The organism is Agaribacter marinus (assembly GCF_030160655.1).
In the GTDB taxonomy this organism is placed as follows: Bacteria; Pseudomonadota; Gammaproteobacteria; order Enterobacterales; family Alteromonadaceae; genus Glaciecola; species Glaciecola marina.
This window is the reverse complement of the sequence record NZ_BSOT01000004.1, coordinates 1-826: the sequence shown is the minus strand read 5'-3', so window position 1 is coordinate 826 and position 826 is coordinate 1. Positions and strand designations below refer to the sequence as shown.

Here is an 826-nt window from a genome sequence, read left to right as displayed (position 1 = left end):
CGTATGCGCTTAGTCACTTAACCATACAACCCTCAATTGCCTTCCTACTTCGCTTTATCTCAACAGCTTGGGCTCGTCACTCGTCAGTTACATACTATTCGTATGTGCCTTCCTCATTCCTCACGTCGCTATCGACCTAAACCGAACTACTCGGCAATTACTTCCTATCAGCATGAGTGTCTGATAGACATAATTACCTCCGGTGTCTTGCAACATCGCCTTTTTATCCGATGTTGGTTGATTATATGCATGACTGCTAATCGTGTATGACTTTCGTCATACGATATTGTTTTGTCAGATAGAGTCGCTTGGCCATCTTTCTTATCCCTCGCAGGATAAAAGCGATGACTGACTCTTTCGTTAAATAATATTGATTACTTTATCAGCTTTCCAAATTGTTAAAGAGCGCGTGATATGCACTAAACACATCACTTTCAGGGTAAAAAAAACCCTAATCAATAATTACACATCATTCATTAAGGCTCTTTCTTCTTTCGTATTTTGTCACGCCTCACTTTCACCACCCTGCTTCCTAAGCAGAAATGGTAGGCTTGGGCAGACTTGAACTGCCGACCTCACCCTTATCAGGGGTGCGCTCTAACCAGCTGAGCTACAAGCCTAGTGTTCGGCTTCCCTATCTAGGGTTCAAAGCATTGGTGGAGCTAAGCAGGATCGAACTGCTGACCTCCTGCGTGCAAGGCAGGCGCTCTCCCAGCTGAGCTATAGCCCCAATCGACTTTGATAATACGCGCTTTTTCTTCAGCAAAACAATCTGTGTGAGCACTACATAATAAATACCTAACTATATAGTAAGGAGGTGATCCAA

At 43.7% G+C, this 826-nt stretch carries 2 tRNA genes; both read right to left on the bottom strand.

The features are described 5' to 3' along the window. Nucleotides 1-543 precede the first annotated feature (543 nt). Nucleotides 544-620, bottom strand: a tRNA-Ile gene (locus QQK00_RS01665). A gap of 34 nt (nt 621-654) precedes the next feature. Further along, nucleotides 655-730 (bottom strand) — tRNA-Ala (locus QQK00_RS01660). Nucleotides 731-826 lie beyond the last annotated feature (96 nt).